At 37.5% G+C, this 23,528-nt stretch carries 20 protein-coding genes; 6 read left to right on the plus strand and 14 right to left on the minus strand.

What is annotated here, in order from left to right:
• The first annotated feature begins 79 nt into the window (after positions 1–79).
• From HFC68_RS07240 to HFC68_RS07260, 5 genes are all read left to right on the plus strand, one after another.
• Complete coding sequence (locus tag HFC68_RS07240) at positions 80–376, plus strand: thiamine-binding protein (protein WP_011673017.1); 297 nt, start codon at positions 80–82, stop codon at positions 374–376.
• A complete protein-coding gene (locus HFC68_RS07245; RefSeq protein WP_160211281.1) occupies positions 348–1,121 on the plus strand; it encodes an ABC transporter permease in 774 nt (257 codons plus the stop codon). Before HFC68_RS07240 ends, HFC68_RS07245 begins: the two co-directional genes overlap by 29 nt.
• On the plus strand, positions 1,108–2,118 hold the full coding sequence (locus tag HFC68_RS07250) for an ABC transporter substrate-binding protein (protein WP_011673015.1): 1,011 nt from the start codon (positions 1,108–1,110) through the stop codon (positions 2,116–2,118). The genes HFC68_RS07245 and HFC68_RS07250 overlap by 14 nt, the downstream gene beginning before the upstream one ends.
• 20 nt (positions 2,119–2,138) lie before the next feature.
• The gene (locus HFC68_RS07255) at positions 2,139–2,879 is read left to right on the plus strand and encodes an ABC transporter ATP-binding protein (RefSeq protein ID WP_011673014.1); all 741 of its coding nucleotides are present in this window, start codon (positions 2,139–2,141) and stop codon (positions 2,877–2,879) included.
• 75 nt (positions 2,880–2,954) lie between these two features.
• Complete coding sequence (locus HFC68_RS07260; protein WP_011673013.1) at positions 2,955–3,185, plus strand: hypothetical protein; 231 nt, start codon at positions 2,955–2,957, stop codon at positions 3,183–3,185.
• Positions 3,186–3,253: 68 nt separating this feature from the next.
• On the opposite strand, the gene HFC68_RS07265 is transcribed toward HFC68_RS07260, so the two are convergent.
• The 4 genes from HFC68_RS07265 to HFC68_RS07280 all read right to left on the minus strand — a co-directional run bounded on the left by HFC68_RS07265 (position 3,254) and on the right by HFC68_RS07280 (position 7,781).
• Positions 3,254–3,877: an NAD(P)-dependent oxidoreductase gene (locus HFC68_RS07265; protein WP_011673012.1), complete on the minus strand. Its 624-nt coding sequence runs from the start codon at positions 3,875–3,877 to the stop codon at positions 3,254–3,256.
• 102 nt (positions 3,878–3,979) lie between these two features.
• The gene (locus HFC68_RS07270) at positions 3,980–6,637 is read right to left on the minus strand and encodes an MMPL family transporter (protein WP_011673011.1); all 2,658 of its coding nucleotides are present in this window, start codon (positions 6,635–6,637) and stop codon (positions 3,980–3,982) included.
• A gap of 48 nt (positions 6,638–6,685) precedes the next feature.
• Positions 6,686–7,252 (minus strand): TetR/AcrR family transcriptional regulator, encoded by a 567-nt coding sequence (locus HFC68_RS07275; protein ID WP_011673010.1) that lies wholly within the window; start codon positions 7,250–7,252, stop codon positions 6,686–6,688.
• A 148-nt stretch (positions 7,253–7,400) separates the two neighbouring features.
• Entirely contained in the window at positions 7,401–7,781 is a 381-nt protein-coding gene (locus HFC68_RS07280) for a VOC family protein (RefSeq protein WP_002832757.1), read from the minus strand.
• 174 nt (positions 7,782–7,955) lie between these two features.
• Here HFC68_RS07280 and HFC68_RS07285 point away from each other — a divergent pair, with 174 nt between their 5' ends.
• Positions 7,956–8,363: an iron-sulfur cluster biosynthesis family protein gene (locus tag HFC68_RS07285; protein WP_002832756.1), complete on the plus strand. Its 408-nt coding sequence runs from the start codon at positions 7,956–7,958 to the stop codon at positions 8,361–8,363.
• Between the two features lie 57 nt (positions 8,364–8,420).
• Here the strand turns inward: HFC68_RS07285 and HFC68_RS07290 are convergent, their stop codons facing one another.
• The 10 genes from HFC68_RS07290 to HFC68_RS07335 form a co-directional block, all read right to left on the minus strand.
• On the minus strand, positions 8,421–9,275 hold the full coding sequence (locus HFC68_RS07290) for a GGDEF domain-containing protein (protein WP_011673009.1): 855 nt from the start codon (positions 9,273–9,275) through the stop codon (positions 8,421–8,423).
• Complete coding sequence (locus tag HFC68_RS07295) at positions 9,259–11,292, minus strand: cellulose biosynthesis cyclic di-GMP-binding regulatory protein BcsB (RefSeq protein ID WP_167399754.1); 2,034 nt, start codon at positions 11,290–11,292, stop codon at positions 9,259–9,261. Before HFC68_RS07295 ends, HFC68_RS07290 begins: the two co-directional genes overlap by 17 nt.
• A gap of 31 nt (positions 11,293–11,323) precedes the next feature.
• On the minus strand, positions 11,324–12,553 hold the full coding sequence (locus tag HFC68_RS07300; protein WP_041525452.1) for a glycosyltransferase: 1,230 nt from the start codon (positions 12,551–12,553) through the stop codon (positions 11,324–11,326).
• A 36-nt stretch (positions 12,554–12,589) separates the two neighbouring features.
• Positions 12,590–14,140, minus strand: a complete 1,551-nt coding sequence (locus HFC68_RS07305) for a hypothetical protein (RefSeq protein WP_011673006.1) — start codon at positions 14,138–14,140, stop codon at positions 12,590–12,592.
• A complete protein-coding gene (locus tag HFC68_RS07310; protein WP_167399755.1) occupies positions 14,133–15,620 on the minus strand; it encodes a hypothetical protein in 1,488 nt (495 codons plus the stop codon). The genes HFC68_RS07305 and HFC68_RS07310 overlap by 8 nt, the downstream gene beginning before the upstream one ends.
• Before the next feature lie 13 nt (positions 15,621–15,633).
• Positions 15,634–16,761, minus strand: a complete 1,128-nt coding sequence (locus HFC68_RS07315) for a lipoprotein (RefSeq protein WP_011673004.1) — start codon at positions 16,759–16,761, stop codon at positions 15,634–15,636.
• 171 nt (positions 16,762–16,932) lie between these two features.
• Positions 16,933–18,321, minus strand: coding sequence for a flavocytochrome c (locus tag HFC68_RS07320; RefSeq protein ID WP_011673003.1), 1,389 nt, complete (start codon positions 18,319–18,321; stop codon positions 16,933–16,935).
• A 14-nt stretch (positions 18,322–18,335) separates the two neighbouring features.
• A complete protein-coding gene (locus HFC68_RS07325; protein WP_002832748.1) occupies positions 18,336–19,250 on the minus strand; it encodes a dihydroorotate dehydrogenase in 915 nt (304 codons plus the stop codon).
• 11 nt (positions 19,251–19,261) lie between these two features.
• Positions 19,262–22,435, minus strand: a complete 3,174-nt coding sequence (carB, locus tag HFC68_RS07330) for a carbamoyl-phosphate synthase large subunit (RefSeq protein WP_167399756.1) — start codon at positions 22,433–22,435, stop codon at positions 19,262–19,264.
• Positions 22,436–22,437: 2 nt separating this feature from the next.
• Positions 22,438–23,523 (minus strand): carbamoyl phosphate synthase small subunit, encoded by a 1,086-nt coding sequence (locus tag HFC68_RS07335; protein ID WP_011673001.1) that lies wholly within the window; start codon positions 23,521–23,523, stop codon positions 22,438–22,440.
• Positions 23,524–23,528: the final 5 nt, after the last annotated feature.

Genomic DNA, 23,528 nt, shown 5'->3' on the forward strand with positions numbered 1-23,528 from the left:
CTAACACAAGATGCAGTGAAGCTGGCTTTTTAAGCCGGCTTTTTTTGTACCTAAATTTTAAAAATGGAGGAATTTATTTATGAACACAAGTGTCGCAATTCAAGTCCTTCCTATAATGGAAGACGAAAAGAAGCTAGTCGCCGCCGTCGACCAAGCTATCAAATATATAAAATCTACCGGTGTTAATTATCAAGTAGGTGCTTTTGAAACCACCCTTGAGGGCGACTATGATCAATTGATGGAAATCGTTAAGAATATTACTAAAATAACTGCTGACGCTGGCGCTCCGCAAGTAATGTCTTATGTAAAGATTAATTACAAACCAGAAGGACAGGTTCTTGGCATTCATGAAAAAACTGACAAATACCAGCATTAATTTTCTACCTATCGTAGCTGTTTTATTAATCTTAGCCATTTGGCAAGCAATTAGTTTCTTCCAGATTATCCCTGAATTCCTGTTACCATCCCCACTTTCGGTTTTAGAAGTTTTTAAAAGTGACTATTCCGCCTTATTTTCAAACTCATTAGTTACTCTGATCGAAGCATTTTGGGGACTATGCTTTGGAGTGCTTTTAGGAGTTGGATTAGCCTTAATCATGGATTTATTTCATCCCATTTATAAAGCGCTTTACCCGTTGCTAGTGATTACTCAAACCATCCCCACCGTCGCGATTGCACCTTTATTAATCCTTTGGTTCGGTTATGGCATTTTGCCAAAAGTAGTTTTAGTAGTCGCTACTACTTTCTTTCCGATTGCAGTCGGCATGCTAGATGCTTTTCGTTCAACTGATAAAGATCTCATTACCTTGATGCGTACTTTAGGGGCTAATACACCTAAAATTTATTTTTACATCAAGTTTCCCGATGCAATTGATTCACTTTTTGCTAGCTTAAAAATTTCCGTTTCATATTCATTAGTAGGCGCCGTAGTTTCAGAATGGGTCGGCGGTTTCAATGGTTTAGGGGTTTACATGACCCGTGTCATGAAGGCCTATGCTTACGACAAAATGTTTGCGGTAATCTTTTTAATTTCAATTTTAAGTTTGGCCTTAATTTTACTTGTTAACTGGATTCAGTATCTTATTACCCCATGGAGGAGAACTAATCATGCTCAAGCATAAAAAATTTTTTAGTCTAATCGTCCTTTTACCTATTTTTACGCTATTACTCACTGCCTGTGGAAAATCAAATTCAGCGGCTAAAACTCAAACCATTACGGTTGCCTTAGATTGGACGCCCAATACTAACCATACAGGCCTCTATGTTGCCCAAGAAAAAGGCTACTTCAAAAAACATCATCTAAAAGTAAAGTTTGTTCAGCCTTCTAAAGATAGTGCCGAACAAATCGTAGCTAGTGGCAAAGCTCAAATTGGGATTTCTGGTCAAGATTCCTTAGCTAGTGCAATTGGCAAAAAGAATCCCCTTCCCCTCACTGCCATGGGAGCAATTCTTCAACATAATACTTCAGGAATTATGTCGCGTAAGGCTGATGGAATCACTAGCCCTAAAAAAATGCAAGGCTATCGCTATGCAACCTGGAATACTCCTACAGAACTAGCAACCATCAAACAAGTGGTTAAAGATGATGGTGGTGATTTTTCTAAGGTAAAAACGGTCCCTAACAATATTACTGATGAAGTCGCTGGTCTCAAATCCAAGGCTGCTGATGCAATCTGGATTTTCTACGGCTGGGCAGGTATTAACGCCGAGATTAAAAACTATCCAGTTAATTACTTTAGTTTTAGATCTATTAATCCTGTGTTTGATTACTACACCCCGCTCATTATTGGGAACAATAGTTTCTTGAAGCAAAATCCAAAGGCTGCTAAAGCATTCATGGCTGCAGCCACCGAAGGTTATCAATATGCCACTAAAAATCCTAAAGCTTCTGCTGATTTATTAATGAAGGCCGTTCCAGAACTTAAGAGTAATCAGAAGTTAATTTACAAGAGTCAAAATTACTTATCTAAATACTACTTAACTAAAGACGGCCAATTTGGAAAAATTGACGCTATGCGCTGGAATAACTTTTACAAGTGGCTTAATGATCATAAACTTGTTGAACAAAAACTCGCTAAAAATCAAGGCTTCACTAATCAATACTTACCAAAACAGTAACTTATCGAGGAATAATTACAATGACAGAATTACTTGTACAACATATTAACCAAAGTTTCGGTGACAAGGAAATTCTCCATGATGTTTCTTTATCAGTAAAACCAAACGAAATTGTATCAATTCTCGGGGTCAGTGGGATTGGTAAAACCACCCTATTTAACATCATAGCTGGTATTAATCAACCCAAGTCTGGCAATATCGTCTTTAACGATGAAGATATTACCGGACAAGCTGGGCACCTAGGCTACATGCTGCAAAAAGACTTGCTCCTCCCCTTTCGAACGATTATGAATAATGTAATCTTGCCTGATTTAGTCAAAGGGGTTAAAAAAAGCGCAGCCACTGCCCGTGCCGAACCACTTTTTGAATTTTTTGGCTTAACGGGTTATGAAAATAAATACCCCCATGAACTTTCTGGTGGAATGAAACAACGTGCAGCCTTGCTAAGAACTTTCCTTTCAACTAAGGACCTAACCCTTTTAGACGAACCTTTTAGTGCGCTAGATGAATTAACCAAACGTGGAATTTATCAGTGGTACACCGATATTAGTCGTCAAATGCAGAATTCAACCTTACTAATTACCCATAGCGTTGATGAAGCCATTACTTTATCTGATCGTATTTATATCCTGAGTGGTAAACCAGCTACCATCAGCCATGAAATTAAAATTACGTCTGCCAAACGTAAACAGGCCGATTTTGAGCTAACTGCCGATTTCATTCACTATAAAAAAGAAATTTTGGATATATTAAATCCTTAAATTAGAGTCCATTTCGGTTGTTGATAGCGTTAACATCCGCTATAGTTAAGGTAGCACAACAAGGAGGTGGACTTAATGAGTGAAACCATTTTATTTAATCCCGGAGATTCAATTGGTAACTTCCATGATTATAATGAAGCTGTTCGTAAGGGACATCTATACAAACAAAAGCAACGTCAAGACGATGATCTAGTAATTGTTAATAATCCTAGTAAAAATGAGGAGTACGCTATTTTCTACGTTAAGGATCGTCATCCCGAAAAAACTGAAAACAGCATCGAATACGATGTTAGCAAAAAGATTTAAAATTTCAGAAAACAATTAAAAAGATGGAATCATACCTCGTTTAAAATCGGGCATGATTCCATCTTTTTTTACCAAACTATACTTAAATGTTCACAGTTATGTTCTCCAGTTTCAATTTCATCTAACATAGCAATTGCATAATCCGCATAACTAATTTCGCTTTTACCGTTAGCATCACTCATTAGCATTTCATTTCCTAAAACGTAATGTCCCTTCTTGGGACCATCAGCTTTAAAATCAGCCGCTGGACTAATATAAGTCCAATTCAATCCATTCTGATTCTCTAAAACTTCTAGTCCTCTTCCCATCATGATTGAAGTGGGCTTAAACACTTCTGGAAATGTCGGAGTTTCATAAAGATGGGTAATATGATCATCGACGTATAGGCTTCCTGCCCCACCCACTACAAATAATTTAACTGACGTTCCTGTCAAAATTTTTACTAAGTGCTCAATTGATGTCAAAAATTGTTCTTCTTTTCCTTCGGCCGCTCTAAATGCATCAACTACTACATCGAAATTTTCTAAATCAGTTGTAGTCAAATCAAATAAATCTTTTTGTAAAATTGAAACATCCATTTTAACTCGGTCTGGATGACGGACGATGGCGGTCACTTCGTGCCCACGCTGAACTGCTTCTTTAGTAATCAATGCGCCGGCTTTGCCACTTGCCGCAATAATCCCAATCTTCATGAAACATCACCTCACCTAATTATTTATATCCCCAGAATAAACGAGTTATTAATCGTAAGCAAATAAAAAGCCGTAACCCCAAATAGAGTTACGACTTTATGATTAATTTTTTCTTGGATAAGTTAAACGAATTAAACTACTATTCATTGCTGGAATTAAGAAGACTAGTATAACCAGACCACTAATTACCCCAACAGCAACTTGCGTCAAGGTCAGAACTCCTGCTGGAATTAAGGCAGCAAATGTTCCCCCTAGGATAATTGCAGCTGAAATTACCACCGTTCCAATAATTCCTGCTGATTTAACAATTCGATCTCCAGCATCCTCGTTACCAAATTCACGGTACTTCATCATCAAGAAGATACTGTAATCTACTCCAAGGGCAACCAACATTACAAAGGTGAAGAAAGGTACATTCCATCCTAATAGATTTTCACCAAGGAATGTACTACTAATAAAGCGTGTAATTCCTAGTCCACCTACGTATGCTAGTAGCAATGAAGCAATGATATAGAATGGTTGTAAGATAGAGCGCGTTACTAACATCAATGCAAGCGTAATGCCAACTAACATAATTACTGCACTACGTAAGAAATCTTGATTAGCAATACTTGATGTATCAGAAGTTTCAGAAGTTTGACCACCAATCGAAACGGAAGCTTTCTTCAATGAAGTTCCCTTGATATTGTTGTTAATCATCGTTTGCAGACTTTCAACTTTTTTAATCGACTTAGCAGTTAATGGATCTGAATCTAAGACCACCGTGATCTTAGCGGCCTTTTTATTTGAAGATAAGTAGACATCTTCTGAATCTTTAAATGTATCACTTTCTAACACTGCTTTAGGCACAAATAATGTGTTAGATGCAGATGAATCTTGAAGTTCTTTCAAGTAATCATTGGATTCAGATAGCCCGTCATTTAGTTTACCAACACTGCCACCAGCGGTTGCCATTTTTTGTTGTTGTCCCTTAAGTTCATTTCCAAGAGTTTGAGCATCATTACCGATTGCTTGGGTATAAGTGGCAATTGCTTGAAGGCGAGTTTGCATTGAACTTACTGAAGCCATTTCTTGGCTAGCTGCTCCAGAAAGAATCGTCATTTGTGTTTGTGATAATGGTTGACCAGCCGCTGCCATCTTTTGTTGTAAGGCCGTCATCAATTGTTGACCACTTACAGAGCTACCACTAGTTGATTGGATACTCTTCAACTCTTGCCCAATTAAGGTCGCTTTAGCACCGATATCTTCAAGTTGACTAGCATCAAAATCTCCACCAGTTAAACCTTTTTGAAGTTCTTTTAAGCCCGCTTGGGCCTTGCTTGTTTGGGAAGTCAACGTCTTCAATTGATCATTAACATAAAGCTGATCTAACTTATCGCCACCTGGTTGAGTAACTGATGCAACCGTCTTGATTCCATCAATACCTTTAATTTGGTTAGTTAAGTTATCAATAACTCTTAAATCACTTTCATTATCAAGCTTGTGATTGCTCTTGATATAGATGGTAGTAGGTTCCGCCGTTCCTTTGCTAAAGTGCTTTTGCACCGTTTTAAATCCTTGCTTAGCAGAATAATTAGCTGGTAGTTCAACGACTGTATCATAATTAAGTTTATTGTTATAAGTTAACAGCATTGGAATTGCTAAAATTACGATGATGCCTAAAGCAATCAATGGATTTTTAGCTGAGTGTCCTGAAAGCCAATCCCACAACTTACTGTGGTTTGATTCTTTTGAATTATGACTAGGCCAGAATACCTTATTCCCGAGTAGTGACATAAAGAAGGGGTTAACGGTCAATAATGCTAGTAGTAAAATAGCAACCCCAATTCCAACCCCCGTTGCCGAACGGTAAATGGAGAACTTAGCCAATGCTAAAGTCAAGAATCCTAATAGAACGGTACTTCCTGAATAAAGAATCGTTTTTCCTGCCACCTTAAGTGAATGCTTCGTGGCAGTTTCTTTATCCATCCCCTCAATCAAATCATTCTTGAATTGGTTATAGAGTAAGATATTGTAATCTGTCCCGATTCCAAACATAACAACGACCATGAAAACTTGGGTAAAGTTTGAAATCGTAAATCCTGTATATTTAGCTAAATTCATCACTGCTGATAAAGCAACGATGAAAGATAGTCCAACAGTTCCTAAAGAAATTAAAGGAACAATTGGGGAACGGAAGACTAGAATTAGCACAATCAAAATGAAGACGATGGCAATAACTTCAGTCTTTTTAAGCCCCTCTTCAATAGCTACCGAGAAATCATCATTTAAGATATCACTACCAGTTACGTAAGTTTTCACTCCGCTCGTCTTAACTTCTTTAACCAGCTTTTGATTCATCTTCCGCACTGAATCCCGCTTACCTACATCTAGTTGCACCAACTGGGTTGATTTATCTTTTGAAATTAATTGCTTCTTAGTTGCCTCACTATCGTTAGGAGCAGTAACTCCTTTAATATCATACTTAGATTTATTATCTTTGATTTTATCAATAGTGTCATTGATACGATCTTTTTGCTTATGGGTTAAAGCTTGGTCACCATTATTAAAGACCAAAACGACCTGGCGCGTATTGCTAATTTTGTGGCCCCAATCTTTTTGGATGGTTTTAGCAACTTGGCTTTTAGCCGTATCCGGAATTTTGGTTTGACCTTTTTCAGCTACTAAGCTAGAAATATTAGGTAACATTACGATTCCTAAAATCAAAACGATAATCCAAGTCACAAACTTGGCAATGTTTTGTTTGATATACTTACTCATACTCTTCTCTCCTATCTATAATTAATCAATTCACTCTTCTCTTAATGCTTATTTCCCTAGTAACTCATCAACATATTCCATCGCTTCTCTCTTAGACAATGGATGATTCTCGATGAAAATCCACTTAAGTACCAACAAAATCGTATTACTATAATGCTTTGCTACTAATTCTAGTGGTACTTTCGAAGTTTGATTTTTTAGATGTTGCTTTAAAATCGTAATAGCCTCGTTTTTAAAGTACTCATAAATGCTGCTCACGATCGAACTATTATTAGCATTATGCTTTGCTAATTGAGTTAATAGTTCCCGATGCTGATCCATGGCCTCAAAGATTTGACCCAATACATATTCTTGAAGATCTTCGTCAGCAACGTCATGATACTGCTCAATATTGCTTTCTTCTTTGAATAATAACCAACAATAATTCAATAAATCTTTTTTATCTTCAAAATAGTTATAGAAAGTTGCCCGCGGGAAATTACTAATCTTACAAATTTCATTAATGCTAATATCGTCATACGATTTTTCCGCTAGTAGCTTATACATCGCATCCGAAAATGCTCTTAAAGTTCTTTGCGCTCCTTTGGTTGATTTTTTCGTCAAATCATATTTCATTTATTCCCTCCAAAAATGTTTTTCTCGATAAACTATTCTATCTCCACATATTTATTTTTGCAACAGTTTAAATTTAGACATGTGTAAAAATACGTTTTCATACAAAAAAAGTTACGATAAAATTAATTATCGTAACTCTGCCTTGGTATCATTCATGTAATTCTAAAGGTAACCCATCTGGATCGAAGAAAAACGTCATCTTTTGCTGATTCAATTCATCCCGCCGAATATCTTCAACTTTAATCCCGACGGAACGTAAATAGTCTACATCTTTTTCGATGTTATCCGTAGCAAACGAAATGTGGCGTAGCCCCGCTGCTTCAGGATATGAAACCCGCTGAGGAGCGTCTGGTTTGATAAAAATTTCAAACATCAAATCTCCATATTTTAAATCTAGTTTTACGTCGTTTCGATCTACGCGTTCCGTTTCTGCAACTACTTCCATCCCTAATTTATGAACATAAAATTCTTTAGCTAAAACGTAGTCCGTACAAATAATTGCGATATGATTAACAGCCCTAACTTCCATCTGGTTCCTCCCCAAAACTTGTTTCCTTCATTTTAGCCTGAAGGGCTAGCTAGAACAACTGATTTAATTTACCGAACCAAATCCTGAGCACAATATTTAACTTCTGTTTTAAATTAAGGTAATATCAAGTCGTAGGAGCTCAGTGTTTGTTTTACGCATAGGAGGAATTTTATTATGAAAATTAATATTACAGAGAATGCAAAAGATTATTTATTAAAGAAAGATATCGACGGTAAGCATATCTTCTTAGCACTTGATGATGGTTCTAGTAAATTTTCAAAATTAGGTGGATCATGTGCTATTGGTAATAAATTCCAACTAGTTATCTCATCTGTTCCTGATCAAGCTTACACGGATACAATTGAAAACGATGCGGATCTTAATCTTACTACTGGTAAAGAAGAGGCTAATTATTTAGGTAATGGGCTAAAATTAGATTATAAAATGGGACTGCTTAAACTCAGTGATGATAGTAGCATCTTAGATGGTGCCGTTACTGTTCAAAATTACGAACCAACAGATGCCCAAACTAAAGACGAACTCGCTAAAGATATGAAAGATATTGGTAATAAAATTTGCTAATAAAAATAAAGAGCCTTAACTTCTTTTTCTGAAGTTAAGGTTCTTTTTTATGCTGCTCTAAACATCATATTGAGTTTCTTTAATTCCATCATTCATTAAATCATATGGATTACTCATTTCCTCTGCGTTCCATTCTGAAACACCCACAACCATTGAAATAGCGAGATTCACTAACTCTGAGCTTTCCTTAATCCGTTTTTCAAACGCATCTTTAGCCCGTTGTCCAGCGATTCTTCCTCCAGTAGCATTAGTGTACAAAAGAATCGCCCACGTCGGATCTTCATTTTCCAAAATATAGGTAATATCATTATCACGCGTCGAACTTTTGATTACCTCTGAAGCAATTTGTAATAAAAGCTGAAGTTGGCGATCACTCATCATTCTCCGTAAATCATTAAAATATCTTATTTTAATAATTAGCGTGGATACGGGAATCTCAAAGCGTCGACTAGTTTCAATAAATACTCCGGCATCTTCCACATATGCAACCATCGTCCGCAAATTAGTTTGTTGATCAAAGGCGCCCCGCTCTACCAAAGCCGCATGTAAATCACTATTCGCCTTTTGCAACGCAATCTGACTCCGTGTTGAAAGATACATGGTCAGTGAAATCAACAACGGCATGATTAGCCAGAAAAGCAACGACCACTGAATTTCGTGATTCAAACCAAAATATTCATACAACATAACTACGGTTTGGAAAGCAATAAACACCATATTTGCTAATAAGCTGGGAATAATTCCCATAAAGTAAGTTACAATTAAAATTCCCATAGTGATGATTAAATAAATTATATTCACAACGATGTTTTGAGAAAGCATCATCAAAACGGCCGTAATGCTAAGCATTAATAAAAGTAGGAGTAGACCAATATCTTCATACAAACGATCTTTGCTATTTTTGTTTTGCATTCTTACGACCTCCATTCATCATGGCTTGCTTTCTAAAAACTAGGTAAACTCCAAAACCAATGACAATCAAAGCTAAAAAGACAATTCCCAAATAAATAATTAATTGACTATTATTACTAATGGTCCGCTTGTGTTCTAAATTTCGATCAATATACTTGTTTTTCTTGAAGCGATAGCTATAGTGGTTGTTATTTTGATCTACCACAATTGCGTCGCCTGTAAATTGATCGATATTCTTTTTAAAATTAAGCTGTGTCGAAGCTAGATAACTGGCTTCCGGAGTAGCCCCCGTTAGGACTAGAATGCCCTTTTTACTATTTTCAGGAGAACGAATTAGTTGCGCTGTTCCAATCGTCTTGCCATAATCTTCCTCAATACTGAGCTTTTCATTAGAAACAAATCCTCGATAGTCATCAGAATATTTGAAATACAAATCTTTATTCAAGGATTTAATCATTGCATTATTAGAAGGGGTCCCAAGTACAATTAAATTATCATTAATCATTGTATCCTGATTAGGCTGTTCAGTATAAAATTTAATTTTTCCAGTATTACTCTTAGCGTAAGCACCCATCAAGTTAAAAATATTTGTTAAACTCTTGAAGTCTATCGCAGTTAATTTTTTAGGTATAACCACTGCTAAGTTGTTATATGTTTGGTTCTTCATAAAGATTGTGGGATAGTTGGTAAAGAGTAAATCGTTACTCTTTTCTGATTTAACCTTCATTTCAGAATTCGTATCTACTTCTGCCCAAGGGGTTTCAGAGTTATCTGAAATTTCTTGATCCTTCATTTCCAAATCAAAAGCTACTCGGACTTCAAAGCTGTTTCCTAAGGAAGTCCCTTTAGGAACCTCCAAAGTAACTTCGTCTCCATTAGCTTTAGCAGCGGTTAATTTTTTACTTCCTAAGGTTGTATCGTTAACGTACACCGTCACTAAGGAACGTTTGAAGTTAAGGTTTTTGCTATATCGAAAATGTAATTTCACTTCGGAACCATCAGCGTTTGTTCGGTCATTAGGCAATGTTACCAAATAATTGGTTTCATGATGACCAGCACCTTTAATCTTATCAATGACATTGGTTAGTTGATACTTACCTCTATCTTGAACTTTAGACATAAAGGTATTTGTTAAATACGAAATCATTTCTGTACTCTTATTCGTCTGTTGCATTAGTTCTGGATTAGCAAAAAACTGGGAAGCCTTTTTTAATAAGCCATCTGTTTTGGCCGTTACAATTAAATAATCACCTTTTTTAGTATAGTGAGTTTTAATTACCGCTCTTTTCTCAACGTCTTTTTCGCTAATTTCCTGCTTCAAAGCTTTAGGAAGATTATCATATTTAGCGACATACAAGATATAATCACCTTTAGTAGCATCCATATTTGTATTTTGGACAACACTGATTTGGTTATTGTTTGTAGTAGTTGCGTGCGAGATATCTGTTAGAGCAGTCATACCAGCCGCTAATTCAGCTTTAATTGGTTGATCAGGGGTGACAATTTTTGAGTGCTGATTAGCTATTGTATCTTCACCAGAAAAATGATCATAAAATGAACGCAATGTGTTTTCTGGATCTTTTACTTCATATTTAAAATTCATATTAGTACCAGACTTAATTGTTAGCCAATTAGCTGGAGTTTGTGCTAAATCATAATTCTTAGCATCTTTTTTATTTAAAATTTGTCCTTTAATTTCAAGTTTATTAGTACCTTGCAGGAGTTCTAGCGGAATCTCAACAGCTTTACTCTGAAAACCACTCTTATGCTCTGGACGAAATGAATAAAATTTAACGCCGTTCATTGATAACGTGATATCAGACGTTGTTTTATCAGCTAACTGTGAAACTTGATAATTAAAATTAAAGGTAGCTTTTTTAACGTTCCAATAATCCATCTTGGTAAAGTACATGCTCGTTGCTGTTGATTTACCAGATAAAGTTGTTGTATCATTTTGAAAATTTTGAGTATAAGTTAGGTCTTCAGCATGTACTTGGCCCACGCCAACTAATGACATTAATAATATCGTTAATGTTAAAATAATTAATTTACTTATACCGCTTAGTTTTATACCATTTTGCTTGTTTATGAAAGACTTGTTCACGAATATACCCCACCATTCCGTATGCTGCGACTGCTAACCACATTTGACTGTATACCAAATACATAAAAATAATATAAAGAATATTGCTAAAACGCATTTCACCCTTTTCGGTTGTAACCGTGACAAAGGTACTGATGATAAACATTATTATTCCAAATAACCACAAAGCATTACTAAAACCTTGTAAATCTGAATGAGCCAACCCAGCGACTGAAAGAACAAAAACTACATCAGATAGAATCAAAGCGGTCATCAATAAAAAGTACGTTGACAAGAAATAGAGTAAGTCAAAGCGAATGGGACGTCCGGCCTTTTTAAAGAGTAATTTGGCATTTTTAACGACCACGTAAATGTTTCCTTTCACCCAGCGCGTTCGCTGATGGAACCACACATCTAAGGTTTGTGGTTCCTGTTCCCAAGTAACCGCACGCGGCTGAAACTTAATTTGATATCCCATCTGGTAGACCCGAAAACTAATTTCCGTATCTTCCGCTAAGGCTTTAACATCCCAACCACCAATTTTTTCTAAAATTTCGCGTCTAATAACATAATTGGTTCCTGGAATCGTACATAGTTTAAACAGCCGTTGACGTCCCGCTTGAGCCATCCATTGAAACGAAAGTGTTTCAATATTAATAAATCTGGTTAAAATAGTTGCTTCTTTATTTCTAGTTCTAAACTTTCCAATAACCGCCGCTAAACGGTCATTTCCTAAAAGTTCTGCTACTAAAAGACGAAGCGCACCTCGTTCTGGAGTGTTATCTGCATCATAAATTGCAATAACACTTCCTTTGGCTTGCTTCAAACCAATATTTAGGGCATTGGACTTGCCTTTTCCTCCCGTAACATTATCTGTATTAATAACTTTCAAACGTTCTTCGCCAAAATCATTTTGGACTTCTTTTAATAACTCTGCCGAATTATCACTTGAATTGTCATTAATTACAATGATCTCATAGTGATCATGGGGGTAGTCAAAACTGAGCAACGATAAAACAGTTTTAACAATTACGATTCCTTCATTATGTGCAGGTACCATCACCGTCACAAAGGGAATCTTTTCAGGAAGTTGCTTATCCGGTTTGGGAGCTTCTTGGAGATACCACGTATATCCAGCTACCGTTAAAATCAAATTAATTATTAATGTTCCCCAAATGGCAATGATAGCTACCATTAGGAAAAAATCCAAAATTGTGATGATTCACTCCTCCTATCTCTTGAACATATTCTTGTAAATTTTTCTTCCAAAGGCGATAAAAATGATTAAGACGGTAAAGATAATGGCGAAGAACACGGTAATAATTTGCCCTTCAACTCTGAAAAAGCCTTTAAATAGCGCCGGCGTAGGAGTTGGCTTATCAGTATTTTCCATATTTGAATTAACTTCAACTTCCGTCTCCTTACCATTCACCAAATACTGTCCATTTTGAAAGGCAAGTGATGAACTTGCAAAATCAATTTTTGAATTAATAGCTTCATCCGGAGCTTGCCATTCAAAGTTCAACGCTTGAATTTGTTCTTTTAAATTTTTCAACTTAACCTTACTATCAGGCATCTTAAAAGTTAGCGCTGTGGGCATTGCAAATCGTACATCTGCTTGGTGTTTAATTTTATTAAAACTTGAGGCTAGTAATGCTAAATAACTTCGGCTATTGGTACCACCTTGATTATCTTGATCGAGATAAACTACTTTTTTATTAGGAAGTAGCATCTGATAATTAGCTTTTTTCAAAGCACTATTCCTCAAGACTCGATCCTGATTCCAAAAACCTTGGGCACTAATTCCAACTGGATAAACTTGATTTTGTGCCAAATTAAGTAGATAGTTATCAAATAATTCACTCAATTCTCCTGCGTTATCCGCAGTAGCTCCCCCAATCACCGGAGCTTGTAAGAAAATCACACCGCCTCGATCTTCAAGTCTACGTAAATACATGGTAAACCTTTTATACGCGTGCATTTCCGTGTTTTTAGCTACTGTGGAAGTACTGATTGCCAATGGTATACCATGCTTTTCACAGAATACGCTTAATTGATCTAACAGCTTTAGATTACTATAAGGCGAAACATCCGTAATCGTTAACAACGGTTTGGTTTCTTCTTGACGATTAAATAAAATAGCTATCATCTTGCTAGCTGTAATTAATCCCAGTCCTTTATTGTTGAAGAAAGGCAAGTAACCTTGTTTTTGATTAATTACCCCATACTTATAGGATTGACCTTCATTATTTTGCGTCTTTAACATGCCGTAACTCTGTGCTTGTTTTGGAACTCCAGTTAAAACATCCATGCGTTCCACAAATGGCAACATTTCTGTACTGCTATCGTCACTTAAAATGAATTGTTGTTGATAAATCGTCTTTAGCTTAACCTGTAACTGTTTTTGTTCGGTTCGATCTAAGCCTTCACCAATATGAAGTTTAACACCGTCATATTGATTACGATCTTTAACGAAAGTTGGATTATCCAGTGACGCTTGTTTCCAGTTAATCATGGTAATTACCCCTTGATAACTATGGTTTAACTCACCTTTTTGATATTCACTTTCTTTAACTGTCTTAACTTTAAGTCCCATCCCTGCTAACATTCGCTGTAAGGTATCAATCTTTTTTTCACCCTGTTCGACAGTATTTTGAGAATCATAAACGAGCAAAACACGATTATCATCGCGTTCACTACCATGTGCTGTTCGGGTGGCTTGAACTACTCCGCCAAGGGCCATGAAGAAAATCGTTAAAAAAAACATAATTATTTTACGCATCCCCATCTTCCTCCTGTTCAGTTAGCCATAATTGATGATTTAGAATGTCTGAAATAAACATTATGAAGGTAAAGTCCAAACTGAGAGGGACCATGAATAAATGTTTGGCTAAATCAGCATCGCCATCACCAATAATTGAAACAATTGGAACAAACACACAAATGGTCATCAATCCCAGCACTAGAAAAAAACGTACAACGCCAAATAATCTTCCAGCTACAAAGTCAATATAAGCACTAACTGCATATACAGCCACAAATGTGATAGCCAAGAGACACAAAAAGGCATATTTTCCTGGAAAGAAAGCTTCCATCAGCGAACTATAAAGTGTAAAAAAGGTGCTCTGTTGACCCGCTTTTTTCCCAGAATCCTTGGTATAATCGCCGACTGCCTTTACTTGAGTAACCATAATATCCTTACTAGCTACATCTAGTAAGCGTAAAAATTGATCAGTATTTCTAGCATAATATTTAATAATCCACGCAAAGTTGTATTTTTCAATTAAATGTTTTCTAACGTAGTGAGAACTTGGGTCAACGGTATCAAAAGTTTTAGCATAATAGTTTTGCTCCCGCATTAAGGCAAATTGCTCACTCAGCCCACTTTTGGCAATATTTTTACTCGGATCTCCCATTTCCATCAAAACTCCATGAGAAAATGATTGATATTGATTAACGTCGTTGAATTCTTTATTGATTAAACTATACGTCAGAACTCCCGCTCCCAAAGTAGCAACAACACCACCCATAACAGCTAATTTCTTAGCCTTTTTTAAACCGGGCAGGAAAAAGAGCCCCACTGACATGACTCCAAAACTTAGTGCTAAAGGAGCATTTTGTTGTTTACTAGTAATTAAGACCACAACACTAATAAAGTAGGTTAATAACAATTTCCAGCGTTTAGAATAATCTCCACGGGCTAATAAAATGAGAGACCCTACCACATACAAGAATGAAATTAACATTCCCGGTTCAGCGAAAAAGGAATTAAAATACAGAATAAATGAAGCATCCGCAAAGATAAGTACTACTAGAATTGCAATCACATAACTTCGTATACGTCGCCAAGTTCCGGTTAATGCTTTAGTTAATAGGTAGATACCAGGTAAAAAAGCTACATAATAGACGATACCTAAGAAGCGAATATCAAAGTAACGATGACTATAAAGTAACTTATTTAGTATTACAGCGGCTTTAACGAAAAGCGCTTGAGATGAAAAAACAGCAACGTTATTTTCATTAAAATACTTTAAAATCCCAAACTTAGTTACCACATAACCAATATACTGATTATCCTTGGTTGGTAGTCGATAAATCCCGTTACTTAACATTGCCCGATAAAAATCTCCATTATCGGCATAGCCATTAATCGGTGGTATAAAGAGAATGACAGCACAAATAATCGCTGCCAAAGCCGTTGCAACGGCAGCAGGTGATATATGTTTTTGAAATACCCTCCAACTGTTTTTAATCGAAACCATTTCATCCCATCCTTTAGTATTGCGATGTTAACAATGCCAATAGGTTATTAAATGAGTAAGCGTCATTATCTTTTGTATCACCTAATGCCCCATAAATTTTTGAATTCTTATTTCGAACCTGATCATCCCAAACCAAGTTCATGGCCTTTTGATAATATTTACGATCACCATTTCTGGCGAAAATCATTGCTGCTATAGCATAATTACCTGTTGATTGGTCATGGTCCTCGATTGCTCCAGCAGTAGTGTAACTGTTATATAACTTCTTATTATCAATTTGCATTTTTAACCAGCTGACTGTTTCAGGTTTCATCTTACCAATTTCAGCCAAATGCAGGACTGTAATCAAAGCTTCTGAAGTATTCAGATTTTTCGTGCCATATTGGTTTGTTTTCCAGTTGTAGCTCGGAGCGTACAAAGGAAAAATATCTCCCAGATATCCTTTTTCAACTAGCTTTAATTGTTCTCGATAATATCCCCGCTCTTTTTTAGATACAGATTCAAAGTACTTTAGGGTAGCCAAATCATAGTAGGCTAAAGAACTTTCGTTACTAGCTTTTTTAGTACGTACATCATAAAAATTAAGTACCCGTGCTTTTTGAATGCTTGTCGTTTGTAGCATAGCAAACCGTTCAGCCGCTTCGTGTCGATATTTTTTACTATTATTATTTTGCGCATAAATTTGTAAAGCACGAATAATTCTTAAATCATCCAGCGTAGCATTCACATCGGACTTTTTCTTAGTCTTACCATCGATGCGATAACTAAATTGCCGACCTTGATCAAAATATTTCTTGGTATTTTTGTAGAACTCCCGAAAAGCCTTATTTTGATGAGTTTGCGCCAAGTATTCTAACCATAAACCTGATGATTCAGATAACATATCATGTCCCGTGGCATTATCGGATTTTTTTTGATTATTATTAAAATTCGTGTAGATACCAGCTTTTTGAACCATTGAATCTTTTAAAAAATTATGTAACAATTCGATGTTTTGTTTGTTTTTATGATACTGCGTTGTAATGGTTAAATAATCGGCGTCTGCTTTAGGAATCTTAGTTTGTGGTTGTTTTTGTCCACAACCAACTAAGATTAAGATGCATCCAATCAACATTCCTAAAGAAATGATTTTTCTTCTCAAAGTTTTCTCCTTTACAAAAGTTTTACTCTTCAAAAATTATTGTACTAATAATAATTATAAAAAAAGCATATTTATATTGATTGTCTAAAAAAGGCAAGACCTTGTCAATTGGAACATTTAACAAAATCTTACCTTTAATTTGGTTATATATATATTTGTACATAATATCTATTATAAATTTTTGAATGCTTGGCGAGCAGCTTGCAATCCAAAAACCACTGTTTCGGCGATTGAGTTACCTCCGATACGGTTGTTTCCATGTAATCCACCAGCAACTTCCCCACCGGCATATAACCCTTTGATGGGTTTAAATTTTTTATCTAAAACTTCGGCTTTAGCAGACGTTTTGAGTCCGCCCATCGTATAGTGAATAGCTGGTGCAATATGAATTGCCATATAAGGACCTTCTTCAAAACCATCAACCAAACCCATAGTTCTTCCGAATGCTTCATCCTTACGCTTAGCAACCACATCACTCCACTGCTGCATCGTTTCTTTTAGATTAGCAACTGGTAATCCCAAAGTCTTCGCTAACTCATCAATATGATCACCATGTTGAACTAGACCGATGTGATCGTAAAAACCAATCGCACTGGCTCTTTTAGCTAACGCTGCATTAAATATCAGATAGGCATCTGGTTGGGTTTGAGCGTTAATTGCATCCGTTACAACTTTACGTGTGTCTAGTTCGTTTACAAAGCGATGACCACTTTGATTAACTAAAATTGCGCCTTCCCCACGTACCATTTCACCAATTAAGAATGCATGGTCTCCATCTTGGTAAACGGTGGGATGAACTTGAATTTGGTCCATATCTACCAATTGAGCACCTAAATTCTCCGCTAATTGTAATCCATCGCCAGTCGCCCCAGGGTGATTAGTTGTCTTGTAGTGAACGAGATCGGGACGATATTTTTTAATTAAAGCATCACTAGCAGCAAAACCACCCGTGGCTAGAATGATTGCTGCACTATTAAGTAAATGGTTTGAGCCTTGGGCGTCGGCAAAATCAACTTTAAATTGATGATTATCCCCACAATCAATTTCCCTAACCGTTGCTCCACAAACTACTGGAACCTTTTCTTCAGCTAACTGATTTAGTAGTTGGTGGATTAAATATCCACCAATTGCAGGGGCGCTACTAGGGCGATGGGCCCGCTTCACACTCATTCCACCGGTCAAAGTGATTTCATCTAAAACAACATCATGTTCTTTTAACCACTCAACGGCAGAATCCGCATGACTTGTAAAATATTTCAACATTTCGACATCATTTTGTTTGCCGCCACCTTTATATGTATCTTCATAAAAGGATTCATAACTATCGATAATCCCTTCATGCCTTTGGATTGCTGTTTCAGCGGCGTTCATCCCTGAAGATGCCCGCATAGAGTTTCCACCAGGCTTCTCCATCTTCTCTAGGACAACCACTTTTTTGCCCAACTCAGTCAGTTCTAGAGCACTGGTTAAACCCGTACTCCCAGCTCCGATAATAATTACATCATATTGGCTACTTAAATCATCAATACTTGTTGGTTTAAATTCTACTCGTTCAGTCACTACTAAACCTCCGCTTATTTCTCGGAGCTAAACTCCGCAATGTTGTTAAAGTGATATTGATCCATTGCTGGAACTAAGCCTTGAATAATGTCGTGGCAAGCATGTGGATTACCATAATTTGCTGATCCAACTTGAACAGCCCCTGCTCCAGCTACCATTAATTCTAACGCATCTTTAGCAGAAAATACCCCTCCAACCCCAATAATTGGTAAATTAGTTACTTCGCGTACTTGATGAATCATGCGAACTGCGATGGGATGAATCGCTTTTCCGGAAAGACCGCCCGTCCCATTGGAAAGACGTGGCTTTCTAGTTTCTAAATCAATTTCCATTCCCATTAAGGTATTTATCATTACTAAGCCATCTGCACCGCCCCGTTCAGCAGCTAAAGCAATGGGAACAATTTCAGTTACTCCCGGGGTTAACTTCATGAAGACGGGTTTATTAGGAACTACCGCTTTGATGCGCCGGGTCATATCTTCAACTACAACTGGATCAGTACCAAATGCCAGACCACCTTTAGCAACATTAGGACATGAAATATTAACTTCAATGAACTTCACATTCGGGGCGGTCGCCATGCGTTTAGCTACTTCAACATAATCATCCGGATTAGAACCAGCAATACTTCCAACAATGGGAAGATCCGGATAATTTTCAGCTAACCAAGGGAGTTCGTAAGCTAAAACATGTTCAATACCAGGATTCTTCAAACCGACCGCATTCAGCCAGCCTCCAGTGGTGGCCGCAGTAGTTGGCCACGGATGGCCTGCACGCGGCTCCATAGTTGTCGACTTAATTACGAATGCTCCCAGTTCATTTAAATCAATATTTTTAGCCATTTGTTGTCCATATGCAGCCGTCCCACTAGCATTCATAACCGGGCTTTTTAACTTGACTCCAGCAATTGTCGTTTCTAAGCGATCCATTTGTTTTCCTCCTAAAGATGTAATGTTGTAAAAGCTTGTGATTCAAGCACTTGTAAAATAGCGTCAACGGTATCTAATGCCGTAAAAAGTGGTACTCCATAGGTTAATGCGGTACTTCTAATTTTGATTCCATCGGCAGCACTAGTAGTACTGTCTGAAATGGTATTAATCACCATTTGAATGCGATGATCGTGAATTCGGTCTACAATGTTATTTTCTTCAGTCATCTTACCAACCGTCTCAACTTTCAGACCATGTGCTGCAAGTGTTTGAGCAGTTCCTTTAGTGGCAACCAATTGATAACCTAGTTCCCAAAAACGTCGGGCAAAATCGATGGCTTCTCCCTTATCTTCATCTTTAACCGTGATTAAGACTTTACCATGGTCTGGCATGTGCATTTTAGCGCCTTCAAACGCTTTATAGAGCGCCTTCGCCATAGTACGGTCACTTCCCATGACTTCTCCTGTAGATTTCATTTCAGGTCCTAATAAACTGTCTACGTTATCTAACTTAGTAAAGGAGAAGACTGGTGCTTTCACATGAATAATTTCACCAGCTGGATGCAACCCGGGCTTCAAACCTTGATTGACCAAACTTTCACCTAAGATGGCACGCGTAGCAAGGCGAGCCATTGGTAAATCAGTAACCTTACTCATAATCGGAACCGTCCGACTTGCACGTGGGTTAACTTCAATGACATAAGCTTCGTCATTATGAACCACGAATTGAATATTCATCAATCCGATACATTCGAGCGATTGAGCTAATTTGATAGAAACTTTCACAATTTCATCTTGGACCTTTTGAGAAAGAGTTTGCGCAGGATAAACCGTCATTGAATCTCCTGAATGTACCCCAGAACGTTCGATATGCTCCATAATTCCTGGAATCACAACGTTCTCACCGTCACTGATTACATCAACTTCACACTCTTTACCAACTAAATACTGATCAACCAAAACCGGATGGTTATGGGAAACCTTAACGGCATTCTTCATGTAATTTTCAAGTTCTTCTTTGGCATGAACGATTTCCATTGCCCGTCCACCCAGAACGTAGCTAGGACGGACTAAAACTGGATAACCGATTGATTCTGCGGCTTCGATTGCTCCAGATGTTGTTGTCGCCGTACGTCCTTGAGGCTGACGAATACCATTAGCCTGAATTAGCTTATTGAATTCATCCCGGTCTTCGGCCCGATTAACGTTTTCCACAGTTGTACCAAAAATTTTAATTCCTCGTTCAGCGAGTGGTTCAGCTAAGTTAATTGCTGTTTGGCCACCGAATTGAACAATTACTCCTTCCGGCTTTTCTAGGTCAATAACGTTCATCACATCTTCCACAGTTAAGGGTTCAAAGTACAATTTATCGGACATTGAAAAATCAGTTGAGACTGTTTCTGGATTGTTATTAACTACGATGGCTTCATAACCCATCTGGCGAATGGCTTGAATCGAATGCACTGTAGCATAATCAAATTCAACCCCTTGTCCAATTCGAATTGGGCCTGAACCTAGTACTACAATTGACTTGCGGTTCGAGACAATACTTTCATTTTCTAGCTCGTAGGTACTGTAGTAATACGGAGTTTGAGATTCAAATTCACCGGCACAAGTATCAATCATTTTATAAACAGGTGATAACCCCATCTGTTCACGATATGCTCGTACTTCTTTTTCGTTAGTTTTCCACATTTTGCCAATAACTTCGTCTGAGAAACCATTCTTTTTAGCTAACTCAAGAACATCAGCATTAAATGGCGTAGCAATTAGTTCCTGTTCGATTTCGTAGATGTGCAATAATTTATCCAAATAGTAAACGTTGATCTTAGTCAGATCAGCTAATTTATCCACAGAATATCCACGTTTAATTGCTTCATACAGATAAAAAATCCGGTCATCACGCGCATGAATAATGCCATCGACTAAGTCTGCTTCATTTAAATCGGCGAGTTCTTCATCGCCAATATAATTAATATCTATATCAAGAGAACGAATTGCTTTTTGGGTTGCTTCCTCAACGTTACGCCCTACCGCCATTACTTCGCCCGTAGCTTTCATTTGAGTACCCAAACGCCGATCTGCCCGAACAAATTTATCGAATGGCCAACGAGGAATCTTGCAAACTACGTAGTCTAAGGCCGGTTCAAATTCAGCTAAAGTAGTTCCGGTAACTGGATTTAAAATTTCATCTAGGGCCAATTCAACCGCAATCTTAGCAGCAACTTTAGCAATCGGATAACCTGTCGCCTTAGAGGCCAAGGCACTCGAACGGCTAACCCGAGGATTAACTTCAATCACGTAATAACGATCTTGGGCTGGATCAAGAGCTAACTGTACATTACAGCCTCCTTCAATCTTCAATGCTCGAATAATACTTAGTGAAGCATCCCGTAGCATCTGTACTTCACGATCTGTTAACGTTTGAACGGGAGCATAAACGATTGAGTCACCAGTATGGATTCCTACTGGATCAAAGTTTTCCATGTTACATACTACGATGGCATTATCAACACTATCTCGCATAACTTCAAACTCAATTTCCTTTAGTCCGGCGATACTTTGTTCAATTAAAACTTGAGTTACTGGTGAAAGAGTTAAACCGTTGGCGGTAATCTTCCGTAGTTCAGCTTCATCTTGTGCAATTCCACCACCAGTTCCACCCATGGTAAAAGCAGGACGTACAATTACTGGATAACCACTTTGATCCGCAAAGCTAACTGCTTCTTCCACCGTCGTTGCGATTCCTGAATCAGGAACTGGTTCATTCAAATCGTTCATCAAAGCTCGGAAACGTTCCCGATCTTCAGCTTGATCGATGGCATCTAATTTCGTACCAAGCAGTTCAATTCCAAGTTCGTCCAGAATTCCAGCTTCAGATAATTCCATTGCCATGTTCAATCCTTGTTGACCACCTAGGGTTGGCAAAATAGCATCTGGTAATTCCTTACGTAAAATTTGCGAAACGAATTGTAAGGTTAATGGTTCAATGTAAACTTTATCGGCAATATCCGTATCGGTCATGATTGTTGCTGGATTGGAATTAATTAAAACCGTTTGATATCCGAGTTCTTTTAAGGAAAGACAAGCTTGAGTTCCAGAATAATCGAACTCAGCCGCTTGACCGATAATGATGGGTCCAGAACCGAGTACTAAAATTTTATTAATATCCTCTCTCTTAGGCATGTTTACTTGTCCTCCTGGGTTTGTTTAGCTTCATCAATCATTTCCATAAAATCATCAAAAAGGTAGTCCGCATCATGAGGACCCGGTGCAGCATCTGGATGGAATTGAACGGAAAAAGCCTTATATTGTTTATGTCTGAGTCCTTCAACGGTTTCGTCATTAATTTCTTCGTGGGTAATTTCAAGGTCAGTGTTTGCAATGGAAGCACGTTCGACCGCATAACCATGGTTTTGGGAAGTTAAATCAATTCGTCCCGTTGCTAAGTTGCGAACTGGATGGTTAAAACCGCGATGTCCAAATTTCATCTTAGTTGTCTTAGCACCATTTGCTAGGGCAAAAAGTTGGTGTCCCATACAAATCCCAAAGACTGGAACCGCAGCCTCCACTGTGCGAATCATTTCTAGAACACTTTCATCCATTGATTCCGGATCACCAGGTCCATTAGTAAACATCACCCCATCCGGATTGCAAGCTAAAACTTCTTTTGCCGTAGCATTATATGGAAGTACCATTACGTTGCAGTCGCGACGAGCAAGTTCACGTAGGATGGAATACTTGAGTCCAAAATCAATTACTACGACTTTACGACCGTTGGCTGGATTAGGGTACGGACTATGAGTTGAGCTAATTTCAATTTGATTTTGTATCAAATCAGTTGCATGAAATTTTTCAAACTTAGCGTCTGAAATTTCATTAACTAAGGCTGCTTTCATCGCTCCATGTTCGCGAATATGTCGAGTAATTGCTCGCGTGTCCACTCCACTAATACCGGGCAAATCTTGATATGCTAAAAACTCTTCAAAGCTCATATTCATTTGCCAATTACTTGCTCGACGTGCCACCTCATGGACTACTACTCCAAAGCAACTTGACTTAACGGATTCTAAATCATCTCGATTAACGCCATAATTTCCGATTAACGGATAGGTAAACATTAAAATTTGCCCATTATATGATTGGTCGGTAATCGATTCTTGATATCCTGACATCCCAGTATTAAAAACTAGCTCTCCAATACTTTCACGATTGGCTCCAATCGCCTTTCCTTCATATGTAGTACCGTCTTCCAAAATTAAATAACGTTTCATTTTAA

The organism is Pediococcus sp. EKM201D (genome assembly GCF_011800215.1).
GTDB classification, from domain to species: domain Bacteria; phylum Bacillota; class Bacilli; order Lactobacillales; family Lactobacillaceae; genus Pediococcus; species Pediococcus pentosaceus.

Bases quoted from the DNA above. Each gene is read 5' to 3' on its own strand.
- HFC68_RS07300 (WP_041525452.1), bottom strand. From the start codon at position 12,553: ATGGTAGCTATCATTGCCATTTGGGGAACATTAATAATTAATTTGATT.
- HFC68_RS07260 (WP_011673013.1), top strand. From the start codon at position 2,955: ATGAGTGAAACCATTTTATTTAATCCCGGAGATTCAATTGGTAACTTC.
- HFC68_RS07285 (WP_002832756.1), top strand. From the start codon at position 7,956: ATGAAAATTAATATTACAGAGAATGCAAAAGATTATTTATTAAAGAAA.
- HFC68_RS07305 (WP_011673006.1), bottom strand. From the start codon at position 14,140: ATGCGTAAAATAATTATGTTTTTTTTAACGATTTTCTTCATGGCCCTT.
- HFC68_RS07280 (WP_002832757.1), bottom strand. From the start codon at position 7,781: ATGGAAGTTAGGGCTGTTAATCATATCGCAATTATTTGTACGGACTAC.
- HFC68_RS07270 (WP_011673011.1), bottom strand. From the start codon at position 6,637: ATGAGTAAGTATATCAAACAAAACATTGCCAAGTTTGTGACTTGGATT.
- HFC68_RS07245 (WP_160211281.1), top strand. From the start codon at position 348: ATGAAAAAACTGACAAATACCAGCATTAATTTTCTACCTATCGTAGCT.
- carB (WP_167399756.1), bottom strand. From the start codon at position 22,435: ATGCCTAAGAGAGAGGATATTAATAAAATTTTAGTACTCGGTTCTGGA.
- HFC68_RS07250 (WP_011673015.1), top strand. From the start codon at position 1,108: ATGCTCAAGCATAAAAAATTTTTTAGTCTAATCGTCCTTTTACCTATT.
- HFC68_RS07290 (WP_011673009.1), bottom strand. From the start codon at position 9,275: ATGCAAAACAAAAATAGCAAAGATCGTTTGTATGAAGATATTGGTCTA.
- HFC68_RS07255 (WP_011673014.1), top strand. From the start codon at position 2,139: ATGACAGAATTACTTGTACAACATATTAACCAAAGTTTCGGTGACAAG.
- HFC68_RS07310 (WP_167399755.1), bottom strand. From the start codon at position 15,620: ATGGTTTCGATTAAAAACAGTTGGAGGGTATTTCAAAAACATATATCA.
- HFC68_RS07265 (WP_011673012.1), bottom strand. From the start codon at position 3,877: ATGAAGATTGGGATTATTGCGGCAAGTGGCAAAGCCGGCGCATTGATT.
- HFC68_RS07335 (WP_011673001.1), bottom strand. From the start codon at position 23,523: ATGAAACGTTATTTAATTTTGGAAGACGGTACTACATATGAAGGAAAG.
- HFC68_RS07275 (WP_011673010.1), bottom strand. From the start codon at position 7,252: ATGAAATATGATTTGACGAAAAAATCAACCAAAGGAGCGCAAAGAACT.
- HFC68_RS07240 (WP_011673017.1), top strand. From the start codon at position 80: ATGAACACAAGTGTCGCAATTCAAGTCCTTCCTATAATGGAAGACGAA.
- HFC68_RS07325 (WP_002832748.1), bottom strand. From the start codon at position 19,250: ATGGATCGCTTAGAAACGACAATTGCTGGAGTCAAGTTAAAAAGCCCG.
- HFC68_RS07295 (WP_167399754.1), bottom strand. From the start codon at position 11,292: ATGTCATTAGTTGGCGTGGGCCAAGTACATGCTGAAGACCTAACTTAT.